This is a genomic window from Agrobacterium vitis (genome assembly GCF_014926405.1).
Lineage (GTDB): Bacteria > Pseudomonadota > Alphaproteobacteria > Rhizobiales > Rhizobiaceae > Allorhizobium > Allorhizobium vitis_H.
Genome location: NZ_JACXXJ020000005.1, coordinates 2,872,250 through 2,889,028 on the forward strand (window position 1 = coordinate 2,872,250; position 16,779 = coordinate 2,889,028).

At 58.6% G+C, this 16,779-nt stretch carries 16 protein-coding genes; 5 read left to right on the top strand and 11 right to left on the bottom strand.

Translation table 11 applies throughout. From position 1 onward, the window contains the following. Positions 1-193 precede the first annotated feature (193 nt). Complete coding sequence (gene otsB / locus IEI95_RS24670) at positions 194-994, top strand: trehalose-phosphatase (RefSeq protein WP_156537844.1); 801 nt, start codon at positions 194-196, stop codon at positions 992-994. Positions 995-1,023: 29 nt separating this feature from the next. Then, entirely contained in the window at positions 1,024-2,427 is a 1,404-nt protein-coding gene (gene otsA, locus IEI95_RS24675) for an alpha,alpha-trehalose-phosphate synthase (UDP-forming) (protein ID WP_156549185.1), read from the top strand. A gap of 64 nt (positions 2,428-2,491) precedes the next feature. Here otsA and IEI95_RS24680 read toward each other — a convergent pair whose 3' ends face one another. Then, entirely contained in the window at positions 2,492-4,075 is a 1,584-nt protein-coding gene (locus IEI95_RS24680) for a peptide chain release factor 3 (protein ID WP_012654780.1), read from the bottom strand. Positions 4,076-4,159: 84 nt separating this feature from the next. Here IEI95_RS24680 and dut point away from each other — a divergent pair, with 84 nt between their 5' ends. Next, a complete protein-coding gene (gene dut / locus IEI95_RS24685) occupies positions 4,160-4,624 on the top strand; it encodes a dUTP diphosphatase (protein WP_194417132.1) in 465 nt (154 codons plus the stop codon). Positions 4,625-4,628: 4 nt separating this feature from the next. Here the strand turns inward: dut and IEI95_RS24690 are convergent, their stop codons facing one another. Beyond that, positions 4,629-5,261: a LysE family translocator gene (locus IEI95_RS24690; RefSeq protein ID WP_156531302.1), complete on the bottom strand. Its 633-nt coding sequence runs from the start codon at positions 5,259-5,261 to the stop codon at positions 4,629-4,631. Between the two features lie 129 nt (positions 5,262-5,390). Between IEI95_RS24690 and IEI95_RS24695 the strand changes: the two genes are divergently transcribed. Then, complete coding sequence (locus tag IEI95_RS24695; RefSeq protein WP_156531301.1) at positions 5,391-6,008, top strand: LysE family translocator; 618 nt, start codon at positions 5,391-5,393, stop codon at positions 6,006-6,008. A 135-nt stretch (positions 6,009-6,143) separates the two neighbouring features. Then, positions 6,144-7,112 (top strand): cysteine synthase A, encoded by a 969-nt coding sequence (gene cysK, locus IEI95_RS24700; protein ID WP_012654775.1) that lies wholly within the window; start codon positions 6,144-6,146, stop codon positions 7,110-7,112. 387 nt (positions 7,113-7,499) lie between these two features. On the opposite strand, the gene IEI95_RS24705 is transcribed toward cysK, so the two are convergent. The 9 genes from IEI95_RS24705 to rsmI all read right to left on the bottom strand — a co-directional run bounded on the left by IEI95_RS24705 (position 7,500) and on the right by rsmI (position 16,759). After that, positions 7,500-9,032 (bottom strand): YifB family Mg chelatase-like AAA ATPase, encoded by a 1,533-nt coding sequence (locus tag IEI95_RS24705; RefSeq protein WP_194417133.1) that lies wholly within the window; start codon positions 9,030-9,032, stop codon positions 7,500-7,502. 346 nt (positions 9,033-9,378) lie between these two features. Further along, the gene (gene gshB / locus IEI95_RS24710; protein ID WP_156531300.1) at positions 9,379-10,326 is read right to left on the bottom strand and encodes a glutathione synthase; all 948 of its coding nucleotides are present in this window, start codon (positions 10,324-10,326) and stop codon (positions 9,379-9,381) included. A gap of 86 nt (positions 10,327-10,412) precedes the next feature. Next, complete coding sequence (locus IEI95_RS24715) at positions 10,413-10,904, bottom strand: cupin domain-containing protein (RefSeq protein WP_156531299.1); 492 nt, start codon at positions 10,902-10,904, stop codon at positions 10,413-10,415. A gap of 151 nt (positions 10,905-11,055) precedes the next feature. Further along, complete coding sequence (locus tag IEI95_RS24720; RefSeq protein WP_087727080.1) at positions 11,056-12,162, bottom strand: sn-glycerol-3-phosphate import ATP-binding protein UgpC; 1,107 nt, start codon at positions 12,160-12,162, stop codon at positions 11,056-11,058. Positions 12,163-12,173: 11 nt separating this feature from the next. Further along, positions 12,174-13,016, bottom strand: coding sequence for a sn-glycerol-3-phosphate ABC transporter permease UgpE (ugpE, locus tag IEI95_RS24725; protein ID WP_012654770.1), 843 nt, complete (start codon positions 13,014-13,016; stop codon positions 12,174-12,176). Positions 13,017-13,026: 10 nt separating this feature from the next. Next, positions 13,027-13,908 (bottom strand): ABC transporter permease subunit, encoded by an 882-nt coding sequence (locus IEI95_RS24730; protein WP_156536337.1) that lies wholly within the window; start codon positions 13,906-13,908, stop codon positions 13,027-13,029. A gap of 75 nt (positions 13,909-13,983) precedes the next feature. Beyond that, complete coding sequence (locus IEI95_RS24735) at positions 13,984-15,282, bottom strand: extracellular solute-binding protein (protein ID WP_156536336.1); 1,299 nt, start codon at positions 15,280-15,282, stop codon at positions 13,984-13,986. Between the two features lie 173 nt (positions 15,283-15,455). Then, a complete protein-coding gene (locus tag IEI95_RS24740; protein ID WP_194417134.1) occupies positions 15,456-15,842 on the bottom strand; it encodes a YraN family protein in 387 nt (128 codons plus the stop codon). After that, positions 15,839-16,759 carry a 16S rRNA (cytidine(1402)-2'-O)-methyltransferase gene (rsmI, locus tag IEI95_RS24745; RefSeq protein ID WP_156537848.1) on the bottom strand — a complete coding sequence of 307 codons (921 nt, stop codon included), beginning with the start codon at positions 16,757-16,759 and terminating at the stop codon, positions 15,839-15,841. Before rsmI ends, IEI95_RS24740 begins: the two co-directional genes overlap by 4 nt. Positions 16,760-16,779: the final 20 nt, after the last annotated feature.

A 16,779-nucleotide genomic window follows, 5' to 3' on the forward strand; every position in this document is an offset into this window, starting at 1 on the left:
CAATAGTCTCCAACACCTCGGCTCCTGTTGATGGAAAAGGTGGGCGGCGGGGCAGATCTATCGCAGTTTTCCATGCTCCTGTCACGGTCCCGCCAATTATGCTGCATTGCGCAATTACCTGCATTTTGCGGGAACCAAACTGGACACCCGTCGTTATCCTGGCGTCAACAGGTCGTGTGAAACGAGGCGGGATATGGAAAACCAGCAATCGGCAATCAAGCGATCGCCAGCTCGAACCGAACAAAAAGACGCAGCAGCGCTGCTGTTTGATCTTCTTCAGGCCGAGCCTCACCGCTACGCATTGTTTCTCGATATTGATGGTACCTTGCTGGATCTTGCCGAGAGCCCGGATGGAATCCGTGTGCCGGTTGGTCTGGCAGACGATCTGGCCGCCCTGTCAGGACGCATGGGCGGGGCACTTGCTCTCGTGACCGGGCGGGCCTTGGCCTACGCTGACCGGCTGTTTGCGCCAAAGCACTTCCCGATTGCCGGATTGCACGGCACCGAGCGGCGTACGGTTAAAGGCACGGTGATCCGCAGTGAGCCAAGTGCGGCTTTCCTAGCGGTTAAGCAAGGCCTTCCAAAGCTCGAACAGGCCTGGCCGGGCGTGCTGGTCGAGGACAAGGGTGCCGCCATCGCCGTTCACTATCGCCAAGCGCCCGCCTGCGCCGACGTGGTGGAAAAAGCGATAGTGGAGGCCTTTCAGGCAGCGGGTCCCGGCTATGAGCTGCAACGCGGCAAGATGGTCGTCGAAATCCGCCCCGACAGCGCCGACAAAGGCCGGGCCTTGCAGTCCTATCTGGCCGAGCCGCCCTTCACCGACCGGGTTGCCATCGCCATTGGTGACGACGTGACTGACGAGGCAATGTTTGAATGCGTCAACCGCTTGGGCGGCCTGTCGATCCGCGTCGGCGATCTCGAAGGAAGCGTGGCCAGCCAGTCTCTGGCGAGCCCGCAGCTCCTGCGTGACACGCTGGCCAGATTCGCCCGCTAAAGCTGAACAACGATAAGAAGGATAATGATATGAGCAGACTTGTTGTGGTTTCCAACCGTGTTCCCGTACCCGACAAGACCAATAAGGCGCCGGCGGGAGGTTTGGCCGTCGCGTTGCGGGCTGCCCTTGAGGACAAGGGCGGCATCTGGATGGGCTGGTCGGGCGTCTCCAGCGGCGAGGAAGAAGCCGGTGAGCTTGCGATGATCGAGGATGGCAAGATCACTTACGCCCTGACGGATCTAACCGACCGCGATGTCGATGAATATTATCACGGCTTTGCCAACCGCGTGCTGTGGCCAACGTTTCACTACCGCCTTGACCTGACCGATTATGCCCGCAAGGACATGACCGGCTATTTCCGGGTTAACCGGTTTTTCGCCGAGCGGCTCGTGCCGCTGCTGAAGCCTGACGATACGATCTGGGTCCAGGATTATCACCTGATCCCGCTGGCCAAGGAATTGCGGCAGATGGGGGTGAAGAACCGGATCGGTTTCTTCCTGCACATCCCGCTTCCGCCCGCCGATGTGCTGTTTGCCATGCCGGTCTATGAAACACTGATCGAAAGTCTGGCCCATTACGATCTGGTCGGCTTCCAGACTGATTTCGACCATGCCAATTTCGTCGGAGCTCTTGTACGCGAGGGGATTGGCGAGGCGATCGCGGGCAACAAGATCAAATCCCATGATCGGACGTTCAAGGCGGGCCATTATCCGATTGGCATTGAGACAGCGGCCTTTGCCGCCTATGCGCGTCGCGCCGTGCGAAACGTCATGGTGAAGCGCGCTGCGCAAAGCATTGAAGGCAAGGCATTGGTAATCGGCGTAGACCGGCTGGATTATTCCAAGGGCCTGACCCAGCGGCTGGATGCCTATGAGCATTTCATCAATGCCAATCCGAACTATCAGGGCAAAGTCACCTATTTGCAGATCACCCCGAAATCCCGCTCTGAAGTGCCGGAATATGAGGCCATGCAGCGCACCGTGGCCGAACAGGCCGGGCGCGTGAATGGCGCGCTGGGCACGGTGGATTGGGTGCCGATCCGCTATATGACCCGCTCGGTGGCACGTCCGGTGCTGGCTGGGCTCTATCGGCTGGCCAAGGTCGGGCTGGTGACGCCGATGCGTGACGGCATGAACCTGGTTGCCAAGGAATATGTTGCCGCCCAGGACCCCGATGATCCCGGCGTTCTCGTCCTGTCACGCTTTGCCGGGGCGGCCCGCGAATTGAAGGGGGCCTTGCTGGTCAATCCATACGATACGGAAGGCACAGCCCAGGCCATTGCCCGCGCCCTCGATATGCCGCTTGCCGAGCGTCAGCAACGCTGGAAAGGCATGATGGACCATCTGCTGGTCAACGATGTCAACCATTGGTGTGACACGTTCCTCTCGGATCTGATGGAAATGCCGAGGGAAAAGTCCGCCGAAGCGGCGTAAAAACAGTCTGAGACCGCATCACGATCTTTCAATCGTGATGCGGTCTCAAGCTTTTCAACAATGATCATGCCGCCTTGGCGACGTGATATTCCTTGATCGCCACCATCTTGATCGCCGGATAACGTTCTGCCTCATAGCGCAGCGAAAACGCATCCTGCGCCATGAACACCGGGTCGCCGTCCAGATCCCGGCAGATGTCACCGCGCCGCGCCGTCATGAACTTGTCGAGTTCGCCGGGTTGATCTGACGAAATCCAGCGGCAGACGGAAAAGCGCGACATTTCAAACGACACCGGCAGGGTATATTCACCCGAAAGCCGTTCCTTCAGCACATCGAGCTGCAAGGCCCCGACCACGCCGACAATGGCGGGCGAACCGTCTTCCGGCGAAAACAGCTGCACGACGCCCTCTTCGGCCATTTGCTGCAAGGCTTCCTTCAGCTTCTTGGCCTTCATCGCATCTTCGAGCCGCACGCGGCGCAGGATTTCCGGCGAAAAGTTCGGCACACCCTGAAACACCAGCGCTTCACCTTCGGTCAGCGTATCGCCGATGCGCAGCGTGCCGTGGTTGGGAATGCCCACCACGTCACCAGCAAAGGCGGTATCGGCCAATTGCCGCTGCGAAGCAAAGAAGAATTGCGGCGCCGTCAGGCCCATCAGCTTGCCGGTACGCGCCAGCCGCGCCTTCATGCCGCGCTCCAGCTTGCCAGAGCAGATCCGCGCAAAGGCGATGCGGTCGCGGTGATTGGGGTCCATATTGGCCTGGATCTTGAAGACGAAGGCGGTCATCTTGTCTTCCGCCGCATGCACCTTGCGGATATCGGCCATCTGGTCACGTGGCGGCGGGGCGAAATCGCCCAGCGCATTGATCAGGTCGCGCACGCCAAAATTTCGGAGCGCCGAACCGAAGAACACAGGCGTCATATGGCCTTCCAGAAAGGCCTGCCGGTCGAAGGGGCGGCAGGCTTCCTGCGCCAGCTCCAGCTCGTCGATAAAGGTCTGACGCTCGTTTTCCGGCAGGTTTTCCGCGACATTCTTCGGGCTATTGACCGGCAAAGCCTCGACCTGCTTATCGGAACCACGGAAGGTGTTATCGACCAGATTATAGGAGCCGCAGAAGCTTTTCGAACGACCGACCGGCCAGGTAATCGGGGCGGTGTCCAGCGCCAGCTTTTCTTCTACTTCATCCAGAACCTCGAAAATATCCCGGCTTTCACGGTCCATCTTGTTGACGAAGGTGATGATCGGAATATCGCGCATCCGGCAGACTTCGAACAATTTCAGCGTGCGCGGCTCGATACCCTTGGCAGCATCGATGACCATGACGGCAGCATCCACCGCCGTCAGCGTGCGATACGTATCGTCGGCGAAATCTTCATGGCCGGGCGTATCGAGAATATTGAAGACATTGCCCTCATATTCGAAGGTCATCACCGAGGTGACGACGGAAATGCCGCGCTCACGCTCGATCTTCATCCAGTCCGAACGGGTCTGTATCCGGTCTTTCTTGGCTTTCACCTCACCGGCCAGCTGGATCGCGCCGCCGAACAGCAGCAGCTTTTCGGTCAGCGTGGTTTTACCAGCATCCGGGTGAGCGATAATAGCGAAGGTGCGGCGGCGGGAGACCGCCTCTGCGAGCGTTTCGGCCATGTGAGGAATTCCTTTTAACTGGCCGGTTATCTAGCGTTTTGGCGTTCAATATGCAATTGACCCCGACAAACAAAGGATACCCCCATGCACGATACGTCCGCGCCACGCCTTCATCTCAAGCGTCTATCCCATGGTGAAGGGCTGGAATTGCCCGCCTATGAGACGGCGGGTGCGGCTGGCATGGACCTGCGCGCAGCCGTAACCGAGGCCGAGCCGCTGACCCTTGCCCCCGGAAAACGCGCTCTGGTGCCAACCGGGCTGATTATGGAAATCCCCCAAGGTTTCGAAGCGCAGATCCGCCCCCGCTCCGGCCTCGCCTTCAAAAACGGCATCACCTGCCTCAACACCCCCGGCACCATCGACAGCGATTACCGCGGAGAAGTAAAAGTGCTGCTGATCAATCTTGGAGACGAGGATTTCACCATCACTCGTGGCATGCGCGTGGCCCAGATGGTGATTGCGCCGGTAACGCAGGCGCAGATGATTGAGATAACAGAAACATCGGATACGGTGCGGGGTACGGGCGGATTTGGCTCGACGGGGGTATGATACCTCACCGCTGCGCCTGTGTCGCCATCCTCACCGCCAGCACGGCCAGTACCGTCCCCATCAACCAGCGCTGCACCATGATCCATAGCGGGCGGCGGCTGAGAAACAGGGCGATGGAGCCAGCCATCAGCGCGATCATCCCATTGATCGTGGTGCCGATGGCGATCTGGGTGAGGCCGAGAAACAGCGATTGCATGAAAACGCTGCCATTGGCCGGATCGATGAATTGCGGAAGCAACGACAGATAGAGAACGGCCACCTTCGGATTGAGGAGATTGGTCACGAGGCCCATGGCAAACAGCCGTCTCGGGCTGTCCTTGGGCAGGTCGCGCACCTGAAACGGCGAACGACCGCCCGGCCTGACCGCCTGCCAGGCCAGATAAGCGAGATAGGCTGCACCGGCCAGTTTCAACGCCTCATAGGCATAGGGCACGGCCATCAGCAACACCGTAATCCCCAGCACCGACATCAGCATGTAGATCAGGAAGCCAAAGGCAACACCGCCGAGCGAGACCAGTCCGGCCATCGGCCCCTGACAGATGGAGCGAGACACAAGATAGACCATATTCGGGCCGGGTGTCAGCGCCATGCCAAGGCAAATCAGGGCAAAGGCAAGAAGTGAAGTCGTCGTGGGCATGGCGTGTCCTTGGTGACGTGCTGTAAAATCAGAAAAAGCAGAAAGCATCCCATCAGGCAATTTCAATCGTGTCACCGTTGCAAGTTGCAGCCGGGCGGATTAGCAATACGGCGTTGAAGGAGATGCACCATGACACTTGCCAGCCTGCTTGCCTATGCCGGAGCCCTGTTCATTGCCGCCGCCATTCCCGGCCCTGGCATGACGGCGATTGTGGCGCGGGCGCTCGGCTCCGGTTTTCGCCCAACCTTTTTCATGGGGCTGGGCCTGATTCTGGGTGATCTCTGCTATCTGACCGCCGTCATTCTGGGCCTTGCCTATATTGCCCAGACCTTCGTGACGCCGTTCCTGATTATCAAATTCGCAGGCACGCTCTACCTGGCCTATATCGCCTGGAAGCTCTGGACGGCAGGGCTTTTGCCGCAGAATATCGAGGCGCGCAAAACTGCGGGCGTGATGGCATCCTTCCTGTCCGGCCTGTTCGTGACGCTCGGCAACCCGAAGACCATGCTGTTCTACGTCGCCCTGGTGCCGACCCTCATTCCGCTCGAGGCCATTGGCCCGGCGGATTACGGGCTATTGGTCGGCACGACATTCGTGGTGCTGATGGCCGTGCTCATTCCCTATATTCTTCTGGCTGCCAAGGCGCGGCTGCTGCTGAAGCAGCCCTCCGCGTTGAAACTGCTCAACCGGGCCGCCGCCAGCATCCTGGCCGGAACCGCCGCCTATATCGCCACAAAGGCGGCGTGAAATAAACATTTGTTTTCGCTGGTTTTGCAGCGGGTTTTTTCTCCCCGGAACCACGGCGATAGGCAAAGGGTTCTGGTCGCTTGGGTGATTTGATCCTATTGTCGCTGCAAAGCGCGTTATTCTGGAGGATCACACATGTCTGAAGCAAAGAAGCCTGGCCGTGGCCGCATCTATGGCTCGATCACCGAGACCATCGGCGATACGCCCATCGTGCGGCTGGACAAGCTGGCGAAGGAAAAGGGCGTCAAGGCGCATCTTCTGGCCAAGCTGGAATTCTTCAACCCGATTGCCTCCGTCAAGGACCGCATCGGTGTGGCGATGATCGAGAGCCTGGAAACCCAGGGGACGATCACACCTGGCAAGACCGTTCTGGTCGAGCCGACCTCCGGCAATACCGGCATTGCGCTGGCCTTTGCCGCTGCTGCCAAAGGCTATCGCCTGATCCTGACCATGCCGGAAACCATGTCCATCGAGCGTCGCAAGATGCTGGCGCTGTTGGGCGCAGAACTGGTGTTGACCGAAGGGCCGAAAGGCATGAAGGGCGCGATTGCCAAGGCCGAGGAACTGGCCGCGACCATTCCCGACGCCATCATCCCGCAGCAGTTTGAAAACCCGGCCAATCCGGAAATCCACCGCAAGACCACCGCGGAAGAGATCTGGAACGACACCAATGGCGAAGTAGACATTTTCGTTTCCGGCATCGGCACTGGCGGCACAATTACCGGCACCGGCCAGGTGCTGAAAGCCAAGAAACCGTCTGTTCAGGTGATCGCCGTGGAACCTGCCGACAGCCCGGTTCTGTCGGGTGGCAATCCCGGCCCCCACAAGATCCAGGGCATCGGCGCTGGTTTCGCCCCGAAGATCCTCGATACCGGGATCTACGACGAAGTTGTCACCGTCACCAATGACGAAGCATTTGAACTGGCCCGGCTGGTCGCCCGGCTGGAAGGGGTGCCAGTCGGCATTTCCTCAGGTGCCGCCCTCACCGCCGCCATCAAGGTTGGACAGCGCCCGGAGAATGCCGGAAAGACCATCGTGGTGATCATTCCTTCCTTTGCCGAACGCTATCTCTCGACGGCACTGTTTGCAGGCCTTGGCGAATAATCGCAGTCAATGCGCTGATCCATACGATTGGCGAGCATCAAGCAATGAAGACGAGGGCTACAGCAACAGGTGTAGCCCTCAATTTATTGGCAAACCTCGATCTCGGCATTTCGTAATCCTCGGGCTTGCCCCGAGGATCTGTTGTGGCTGAATAAGCCATTGACGTTGTTACTTCAATTGACGCGCTTACAGCGCCGTGCGTCCTATATGGCGCACAAAGGTTCGCTGTCGCTGTTTATATCTGCTGCATCATTTTCTCTTTAAACCGATTCCGGCTTAAAGAATTATGCAGTAGATGCTCGGCACAAGGCCGAGCATGACGTCGAGGATAAATGCAGCCTTTGTTAGCAGTTTGAGGGCTACAGCAGCAGGTGCAGTCCTGTTTCGTTATGCAGCAGCCGTCAGGCGTTCCGAGGGAATACGATAGGAAATCGCCTCGGCTAGATGAATCCGGCCAAGCGCCTCCGAGCCATCCAGATCGGCCAAGGTCCTCGCCACTTTTAACACCCGATGATAGGCGCGCGCCGAAAACTTGAACTTCTCCGCCGCATCCCGCAATAACTGCAAGCCAGCAGCATCCGGTGCGGCCAGCTTTTCGATCAGCGCCGTAGAGCACCGCGCATTCATGCGGATCTCAGGCACGCCTGCCTCGATAAACCGTTCCGTTTGCCGCTGTCGCGCCACCGCGACGCGGCGAGCGACATCGGCGCTTTTTTCCGCGGCCATCGGCTTGATCAGGTCCATGGCCGAGACAGCGGGGACATCGATGCGAATATCGATCCGGTCCAGCAGCGGCCCGGAGATCCGGCCCTGATATTCGGTCAGGCAGCGAATGCCGCGTGCGCAGGTATGGCCCGGCTCACCCGCCATGCCGCAACGGCAAGGGTTCATCGCGGCAATCAACTGGAAACTGGCCGGATAGGTAACGCGGTGATTGGCGCGAGCGATGACGCATTCGCCACTTTCCAGCGGTTGGCGCAGGGCATCCAGCACCTGCGGCGAAAATTCCGGAAATTCGTCAAGAAATAACACACCGTTATGGGCAAGCGAGGCCTCGCCCGGCCGGGCGCGCAAGCCGCCGCCGACCAGCGCCGCCATGGTGGCGGAATGATGCGGCGTGCGAAATGGTCTGCGGTCTGACAATTTGCCACCGGCCAATTGCCCAGCCATGGAATGGATCATCGAAACATCCAGAAGCTCCGGTGCCGACAACACCGGCAGGATGGACGGCAGGCGGGCCGCCAGCATGGATTTCCCCGATCCCGGCGGGCCGACCATCAGCAGGTTGTGGCCCCCGGCAGCGGCCACTTCCAACGCCCGCTTGGCGCTTTCCTGACCGCGAATATCGGCGAGGTCAGGCAGGTTGCCCGGCAGCGCCCGGCTGGCCGGGTTCGGGCGCGTCAGAACCTGGGTGCCACGAAAATGATTGGCCAAAGCGATCAGACTGCGGGGGGCGAGAATATCCATGTCTGAGCCCGCCCAGGCTGCCTCCGGGCCGCTATCCGCCGGGCAGATCAGCCCTTTGCCAAGCGCATTGGCTGCCATGGCCGCTGGCAAAGCACCGGCAACGGCAGCAATCGTGCCATCCAGGTTCAACTCACCAACCACAAGATAATCGCCCAGCACATCGGCGGGAATGGCGCCCAGCGCCGCCATCAGGCCAAGGGCGATGGCCAGATCGAAATGCGACCCTTCCTTGGGCAGATCCGCAGGCGCCAGATTGATGGTGACCCGCTTGGGCGGCAGCGCCAGTCCAGAAGCATGCAGGGCCGCCTGAACCCGTTCCCGGCTTTCGGCCACCGCCTTGTCCGGCAGGCCGACAATCTGCACGCCGATCTTGCCGGGTGCGACCATGACCTGCACATCAACGGGTACGCCATCTATTCCCTGAAACGCAACCGTGCCCACCCGTGCAACCATATCCCAGCCCCCTTGCCAGCAGCGGTCCATCTGCCCCTACGCAATTTCATGGATTTCGCCGGACGAAAAAGAGAAAATGCGTTTAAAATCAATTTTTTAAATCAAGTCATCGAGCAAAGCCCGAAGCGGGCAAGCTGCAATTTCCTGCAACCATAGTTTTGCATGAAAAACAAAGGACGACAAGAACAATAAATGAACAAAGACCCGTTTCGAGGGCAAAATGGTTGTATTTGGTTGCGCTTTCAGAACAAAGGGGAACGCTTATGGCACCCCGCAACATCAAAGGTTTTATCAAACCCAACGTGGCGGGGCGCAGAAAACACTCTCCGATCTATTATTGAGCGGATCAGGACCGCTTTTTCTCGATGGCGTTCCAGAGCAGGCTGGCGATATCGGCACCGCCGAAATTCTTCACCTCGCGGATACCGGTTGGCGAAGTGACGTTGATCTCGGTCATATAATCGCCGATCACGTCAATGCCGACCAGCAGGAAGCCGCGTTCGCGCAGCGCAGGCCCGATCCGGGCGCAGATTTCACGCTCGCGAGTCGTCAGTTCCGTTGGTTCCGGCTTGCCTCCCGCATGCATGTTGGAGCGCGCATCATGCTCGGCAGGCACCCGGTTAATCGCGCCGACGGGTTCACCGTCCACCAGGATGATCCGCTTGTCGCCCTTGCGCACGGCAGGCAAATAGCCCTGGGCGATAAAGGGTTCGCGGAACATCTGGCCGAACATTTCCATCAGCGAGGAGAAATTGCGGTCGTCACGGGTGGAATGGAACACCCCTGCCCCACCATTGCCGTAGAGCGGCTTCAGGATAATATCGCCCTGTTCGGCCCGGAAAGCGGCAATTTCCGCCGGGTCGCGGGTGATCAGCGTTGGCGGCATCAGGTCGGCATATTCGGTGACGAAGATCTTTTCCGGCGAATTGCGCACCCAGGCCGGATCGTTGACAACAAGCGTCTTCGGATGAATGCGTTCCAGCATATGCGTGGCGGTGATATAAGCCATGTCGAATGGCGGGTCCTGGCGCAGCAGCACCACATCCATCGTCGACAGATCGACGCGCTCCGGGCTGCCGAGGGTGAAGTGATCGCCCTTCACATCCCGCAGTTCCATCGGCTCAACCGTCGCATAGACGCGGCCATCGCGCATGGTCAGCCGGTCGGGCGTATAGTGGAACAGCTTATAGCCCCGCGCTTGAGCCTCCAGGCTCATGGCGAAGGTGGAATCCCCTGAAATATTGATGGAGGATACATGGTCCATCTGGACGGCGACATTGCGGATCTGGGCCATAATCTTTCTCGCGTTGCATTTGGAGGAAGATTTAGGACGCGGCGACCACGAACGCAACGTCCGGCAGAGGCCAAATTTTCAACCGCTCAAATCGGGGCGCGCGATCCGCTCCGCAGGGCATTTCGAAGTCGGTAAAGCGTCGCGATTGGCTCCGGAAAAGGTTTACGCAGAAATGCGATCTTGCGCACATAGGTCTCGATGCGCCAGGTGGCCCAGGTCCCACCCTTGAAATAGGCGATGTCACCGGTCTTCAGCAACCGCTCGGTGCCATCCTGCGCGGTCACATGCACTTCGCCCTCCTGGATCACCACGGTCTCGTCCCAGCCGAAATACCAGCGGAAACTACCGGCGGTACAATCCCAGACGGCTGTCGAACTTGCTTCATCAGGACTTTGTGAGTGATTGGCCAGCCGGGCCTGCGGATCGCCCTCAAGAACCCAGTCCGGATTGATTGGCGCTGGTTGCAGGCTCAAATGATCGGCATTGGCGGCCACCAGCGGTGGCGTGTCTTCCGCTCTAAACCGTGGCAAAGCCATGGCTGCCCCGGCCATGGCTGCAAACAAAAGCTTGACTGGCATCGATGTCCCCCATGATGTCCCCGAATTTTATGGGAACCCTATCAAATTCGGGTTAATCCAGTCACATGCATTTTAGCGTTTGCCCAAGAAAGCGGTGAAGGGAAACGTGACAATCGGCTCTCGCTGGCAATGGCGTGAGCCGACCGGCTTTTCAGGCCTCTACCGTCTCAGCCTGAGCCCCGAAGGTCATCTGTGCGGTGGCAAAGGGCAGAGCAAGGCGGCGGCCTTCCCGGTCGAAGAAGTGGAATTTCTGTGGATCGACCCCCAGCCGCATCTCGTTTGACAGCACAGTCGAAACCGGCAGCGAGGCGCAAAGAGCCTGATCGCCGACAAAACCATGCACGAGGCGGACAGCCCCCAATTCTTCCACATAATCGACACGGAATGGCACATAGGGCTGACCAGGGGCTGCAACCGTCAGATCCTCCGCCCGAAGGCCGATCGTGACTTCGCCGCGATAATCGGTCTCGCCCTCAAAGGTGAAGCTGACCGGCCAAAGCGACAGACGATTGCCGTCCAGGCGGCCGGTAATCAGGTTCATGGCTGGCGAGCCGATGAAGCTGGCGACAAAGGTCGAGGCAGGCGCGTGATAAACTTCAAGCGGCGTACCGATCTGCTCGATCCGGCCACCGTTCAGCACCACCAGCCGGTCGGCCAGCGTCATCGCTTCCAGCTGGTCGTGCGTGACATAGATCGATGTCGTGCCAAGCCGGCGTTGGAGCTTGCGGATCTCGACGCGCATGGAGACGCGCAGCTTGGCATCGAGATTGGACAGCGGCTCGTCAAACAGGAAAACGGCCGGCTTGCGCACGATGGCACGGCCCATGGCAACGCGCTGGCGCTGGCCACCGGACAATGCCTTGGGCTTGCGGTCCAGATAGGGTTGCAGTTCCAGCATCCGGGCGGCCTCGGCCACGCGGGCCTCAATCTCGTCCTTAGGGGTTTTGCGGTTTTTCAGGCCATAGGCCAGGTTCTGCCGCACCGTCATATGCGGGTAGAGCGCGTAATTCTGGAACACCATGGCGATGTCGCGGTCTGCCGGTTCAACCTGATTAACGGCGCGATCACCAATGCGCACCACGCCTTCTGAAATGCTTTCCAGCCCGGCCACCATGCGCAAAAGCGTGGATTTGCCGCAGCCGGAGGGGCCAACCAGCACGATGAATTCGCCGTCGTTGATCTGGATGTCCACGCTGTTCACAGCACGCACACCGCCGTCATAGATCTTGGAGACCTGATTGATATCGATGGAAGCCATTGGACTGTCCTTTACTTGTCGGTTTCGGTGAGGCCCTTGATGAACCAGCTCTGGAACACCACCACGATGATGACAGGGGGCAGAATAGCGAGCACGGCCATGGCAAAGGCTTCGTTATAATCGGGAATTTGCGCACCCACCCAGACCTGAAGGATCTGCTTGATACCGCGCATCAGTGTGTAAAAGCTCTCATCCGTGGTCATCAGCATGGGCCAGAGATACTGGTTCCAACCATAGACGAACATGATGATGAACACCGCCGCAATCATCGTGCGCGACAGCGGGATCAAAATATCAATCAGGAACTTGAATGGACCGGCACCGTCGATACGGGCCGCTTCCAACAGCTCTTCCGGCACGGATTTAAAGAATTGCCGGAAAAAGAAAGTGCCGGTGGCAGACGCCAGCAGCGGCAGGATCAGGCCGGTATAGGAATTCAAAAGCCCCAGATCACTCGCCACCTTGTAGGACGGCATGATGCGCACTTCCAGCGGCAACAGCAGCGTGGTGAAGATGATCCAGAAGGCCAGCGTGGCAAAGCGGAAGCGGAAATAGACAATCGCATAGGCTGCCATCATCGACAGCACGATCTTGCCGATGGCAAAGCCAAGGCCGAGGATCAGCGAATTGAGCAGCATGCTGAGACCCGTGACCTTGCCGTTAAAGCCGGTCTGGGCAAACAGCACCTTGTTATAGGTCTCGCCAAGATGTCCGCCCATGGAGAGCATCAGGCCCTTTTGGTGGATTTCGGCTGCCGTATGCGATGAGGTGGTGAAGGCCACAACCAGCGGGCCGAGCATCACAAGAACACCGAGCAGCAAGATCACATGGTCGAAGAGTTTGGTTTTATACATGGTCTTCTCCTCAACCGTAATGGACGCGCCGCTCGATGAAGCGGAACTGGATCATTGTCAAAACCAGCACGACGACCATCAGGATCACCGACTGCGCGGAAGAAGAGCCGATGTCATTGCTCCGGAAGCCATCGGTATAAACCTTGTAAACCAAGGTGATCGGGTTATCGGCGGGCTTATCCTTGACGATCACGTCAATCACACCAAACGTATCGAACAGCGAATAGGTCATGTTGACCACCAGCAGGAAAAACGCGGTCGGCGTCAAAAGCGGCATGGTCACGGTCCAGAACCGGCGCGTGCCGGAGCGGCAATCCAGCGTGGCGGCTTCGCGCACCGAGGCCGGAATGCCCTGAAGGCCTGAGAGAATGAAGATGAAATTGTAGGGAATCTGGTTCCAGACCGCGATTGTCACCATGGCAAAGGCGGTGTCAAAATAGTTCAGACCCACCTTCATGTCCCAGCCAAACAGGGCGACGAATTTCACGAAGGGACCGATGTGCTGATCAAAGAACATCATGCCGATCAGGCCAGCCACAGGCGGCGCGATGGCGTAGACAACGATCAGCAGGGTCTTGTAGGCCGATTGTCCGCGGATCACAGCATCAGCCTTGACGGCGAGCACGGTTCCGATGGACAGCACCAAAAACGTCACCACCACGCTGAAGCACAGCGTAAACAGCGCGATTTTGCGATATTCAGACGAGCTGAACATATCGATATAATTGGCCAGCCCCACGAAGGTTGAGCCAAAGCCGAACGGGTCCTCAATATAGAAGGACGACTGAATGGCCTGCACCGCCGGCCAATAGAAGAAGATCGCCACAATGCACAATTGCGGAGCCAAAAAGACATAAGGCAGAAATCGCGAGTTGAACTGAACGCGCTTCATCGCGGCAACCTTTCAAAGCAAGTCCCGGAGGCGATAGATCGCCTCCGGGAGAGATCAGATCTCAATTGTCAGGGTTCAGCCTGCGGTCTTGGCAAAGCGTGCCAGGATTTCGTCAGCTTCCTTCTTGATGGTTTCCATCGCAGCCTTTGGCGTGGTTTCACCAGAGAAGATCTTGTTGTATTCGCGTTCCATCACAGAGCGGATCTGTGGGTAGAAACCAAGGCGATAGCCCTTGTCCCATTCGCCGCCTGGAAGCTGAAGCTGCTTGATGCCCACTTCGGCAACAGGAGCCTTTTCGTAATAGCCTTCCTTCTTGGCCAACTCGTAAGCCGCCGTGGTGATGGCAACATAACCGGTGGCCTGATGGTAGAATTTCTGGATTTCAGGCTGAGTCAGGAAGTTGAAGAAAGCGGCTGTGCACTTGTTTTCAGCTTCCGTCTTGCCGGACATGGCATAAAGGGCAGCGCCGCCGATGAAGCTATGCACGCCCGCACCCTTGATCGAGCCCCAGTAGGGCAGGAAGGTTGCCGAAAACGGCATGGAGGCGGTCTTCTGCAAGCCACCGAACGAGCCGGAAGAGCCAACCCAAAGCGCAACCTTACCCTCTTCAAAAGGCTTCTGGTTGTCGTTCCAGCCTGCGCCGTAATAGGCGAAGTAACCCTCGTCCTTCCAGGCCTTCAACTTGTCATACATCATCACGTGGTTTGGATCGGTCACGTTGATGGTGGTCCCTGCAAGACCATCATACCCATTGTTGTTCGAAGCAAACTGGATGTTGTTGCGCGAGAAGAAATTCTCGGTGAATTCCCAGGTCAACTGCGACTGAACCAGCGGAATATAACCGGCAGCCTTCAGCTTTGGGGCAATGGCTTCAAACTCTTCCCAGGTCTTTGGCGCTTCAACGCCAGCCTTTTTCAGGGCTTCTGTGTTGATATAGAGAATAGGCGCCGAGGAGTTGAACGGCATGCCGACGAACTTGCCGGTCTTATCGGCGTAGAAGTAGCGCACACCTTCGATGAAAGCACTGCGGTCAAACTTGTAACCGGCCTTCAACAGCAGATCTTCTGCTGGAATAGTGGCACCCTTGGCATTGATGATCGTCGCAGAACCGGCATCGAACACCTGAAGAATGTTTGGCTGATCATGCGAACGGAATGCCGCGATGCCAGCCGCCAGCGCTTCTTCGTAGGAGCCCTTCGACACCGGCGTCAGAACGCATTCGCTCTGGGCAGCGTTGAACTTCTGCGACAATTCATTGATGACTTCGCCGTTGCGGCCACCCATGCCGTGCCACCAGCTGATGTTGGTTGCGGCAAATGATGATGTGGTCGATACGGTCACGGCCAGCGCCGCCATCGAAAGCTTCTTGAACATGGTAGATCCTCTCCGCCAATCTGGGGTGAGCATGCCCTTAGTGAGCCAAGATGACAGAGAATTGAATATTTTGTGACAGCACAGTCATATTGGCAGTGAAAATGAATTCCTGCCAAAATATCCAATGTAAATGCTTACTATAAATACTCGGTATACTCTGGGGTAGTGGATTATCAAAAAGCACCAGAAAAGTGCCTGGGCCAGCGCCAGGGCAAGACCGCGACAATGTCGCAGCGGATCGACAGGCGGCTGGCATCCGGCTGACGGCACAGCCAGAGATCTCCGGCAGCGCGAATGCGGCGCTGGCTCTCAAAACTCACAGCATCGACGGCCGATTGCTGCGTGGCACGCGCCTTGACCTCAACCAGCACGACCAGATCGCCGCGCCGAACGATAAGGTCGATTTCACCTGAGCGGGTTTTGTAACGCAAGGCGACGATCCGGTACCCCTTCGACAGCAGATAGGCAGCCGCCAGATATTCCGACCAACGGCCACGCCGCTCGGCTCGCTTGCGCGCTGCGCCGGATGGGTCTTTCGGCCTTTTGTCCTGAACCCTCACCCGGCCTTCAACTCCAGCAGGCGCTGATAGAGATCCTTGCGCGGCAGGCCGGTCTGGCGGGCGGCCTCAGTAGCCGCCCCCGCCGTCGGCAGGGTTTGCGCGAGCTGTACCAGCAACCGGTCCACATCGGCGGCATCCGGGGGACCAGAGGGAAGCGGCGGCCCGACCACCAGCACGACCTCACCTTTGACCTGGCGTTCGTCATCATACCAGTCGGATAATTCTGCCAGAGTGCCGCGTCGGAATTCCTCGAATGTCTTCGTCAGTTCGCGGCAGACGCAGGCGCTGCGCTCGGCGCCCAATACCTCGGCAGCTGCGGCAAGAGTCGCACCGATGCGATGCGGCGATTCAAAGAAGATCAGCGTGGCCGGTGTTGCCGCCCATTGCGCAAGCCGGTCGCGGCGGGCCTTGTCCTTGGTGGGCAGGAAACCCGCAAACAGGAAGGCATCATTGGGCAGGCCGGAGCCGACCAGTGCTGCAAGCGGCGCCGACGGCCCCGGCAAAGGCACGACCCGCAGCCCCGCCTCAATGGCAAGCTTCGCCAGCCGATATCCCGGATCGGAGACCAGCGGTGTCCCCGCATCGGAAACCAGCGCCACGGATTTGCCTGACGCAAGCGCCTCGATCAGCTTCGGTCCGACCTCTTCGGCATTATATTCGTGATAGGCATAGGGACGGGTGGTGATACCATAGCGGTCCAGAAGAACACGGGTGACGCGGGTATCCTCGCAGGCCAGAACATCGGCCCCGGCCAGCACTTCCAAAGCCCGCAGCGTGATGTCGGAGAGGTTGCCGATCGGGGTTGCCACCAGATAGAGCGCCGGCTCGATTGGCCGGGCCGTGACCGGGCGATCATGCAGCCGGAAACTTTTCTGCCCGTCATTCGGCGTGTTCACAGTCTCTGCCACGGCACTCATCCCATTCTCTCTTCATTCGG

Coding starts and splice junctions, on each gene's coding strand:
- IEI95_RS24720 (WP_087727080.1), bottom strand. CDS start 12,162: ATGGCTTCCATCGATATCAATCAGGTCTCCAAGATCTATGACGGCGGT.
- IEI95_RS24680 (WP_012654780.1), bottom strand. CDS start 4,075: ATGGCCGAAACGCTCGCAGAGGCGGTCTCCCGCCGCCGCACCTTCGCT.
- gshB (WP_156531300.1), bottom strand. CDS start 10,326: ATGGCCCAGATCCGCAATGTCGCCGTCCAGATGGACCATGTATCCTCC.
- otsA (WP_156549185.1), top strand. CDS start 1,024: ATGAGCAGACTTGTTGTGGTTTCCAACCGTGTTCCCGTACCCGACAAG.
- IEI95_RS24690 (WP_156531302.1), bottom strand. CDS start 5,261: ATGCCCACGACGACTTCACTTCTTGCCTTTGCCCTGATTTGCCTTGGC.
- IEI95_RS24715 (WP_156531299.1), bottom strand. CDS start 10,904: ATGCCAGTCAAGCTTTTGTTTGCAGCCATGGCCGGGGCAGCCATGGCT.
- rsmI (WP_156537848.1), bottom strand. CDS start 16,759: ATGAGTGCCGTGGCAGAGACTGTGAACACGCCGAATGACGGGCAGAAA.
- IEI95_RS24695 (WP_156531301.1), top strand. CDS start 5,391: ATGACACTTGCCAGCCTGCTTGCCTATGCCGGAGCCCTGTTCATTGCC.
- dut (WP_194417132.1), top strand. CDS start 4,160: ATGCACGATACGTCCGCGCCACGCCTTCATCTCAAGCGTCTATCCCAT.
- otsB (WP_156537844.1), top strand. CDS start 194: ATGGAAAACCAGCAATCGGCAATCAAGCGATCGCCAGCTCGAACCGAA.
- IEI95_RS24705 (WP_194417133.1), bottom strand. CDS start 9,032: ATGGTTGCACGGGTGGGCACGGTTGCGTTTCAGGGAATAGATGGCGTA.
- ugpE (WP_012654770.1), bottom strand. CDS start 13,016: ATGTATAAAACCAAACTCTTCGACCATGTGATCTTGCTGCTCGGTGTT.
- IEI95_RS24735 (WP_156536336.1), bottom strand. CDS start 15,282: ATGTTCAAGAAGCTTTCGATGGCGGCGCTGGCCGTGACCGTATCGACC.
- IEI95_RS24730 (WP_156536337.1), bottom strand. CDS start 13,908: ATGAAGCGCGTTCAGTTCAACTCGCGATTTCTGCCTTATGTCTTTTTG.
- cysK (WP_012654775.1), top strand. CDS start 6,144: ATGTCTGAAGCAAAGAAGCCTGGCCGTGGCCGCATCTATGGCTCGATC.